The sequence below is a fragment of the Sutterella massiliensis genome (genome assembly GCF_016899755.1).
Taxonomy (GTDB): domain Bacteria; phylum Pseudomonadota; class Gammaproteobacteria; order Burkholderiales; family Burkholderiaceae_F; genus Sutterella; species Sutterella massiliensis.
Genome location: NZ_JACJJC010000305.1, coordinates 1 through 421 on the forward strand (window position 1 = coordinate 1; position 421 = coordinate 421).

At 31.1% G+C, this 421-nt stretch carries 1 protein-coding gene; it reads right to left on the reverse strand.

The window, feature by feature from the left end:
* The coding region (locus H6A60_RS12680; protein WP_205105204.1) for a hypothetical protein at positions 1-421 on the reverse strand (421 nt) is incomplete at both ends.

A 421-nucleotide genomic window follows, 5' to 3' on the forward strand; every position in this document is an offset into this window, starting at 1 on the left:
TCTCTATTGATTGCAAATAATGTTTCAATTATTTCAATGTTTTCAAAATTCAAAAATGGTTGAATATTTTTATCGAAATCAACGTTGATATGATCAATAGCTATTCTATGAAGCATATGATATTGGTTTTCTTTCGAGAACCTAACTTCGAATAGAATTCCTTCAAGTAAATCACTGATTTTTCGAGAGTTCCATTTAACGATATTTTCCCCTTTTCTATAGCAGTAAACAACTTTAGGAATAGCATAAAATCTGCCACTTGCCTTCATGCATTCCAAGAAGAATGGAGGATCCTGAAACCTCAGCAAATCCGGAAATTCAATTTTATTTTCAGAAATTAATTTGCGAGAATAAATAAACCGATGATATCCATAGTCAAACTGATAGTCTTCGAATTCAACAAAACCCTCTACATCAAATG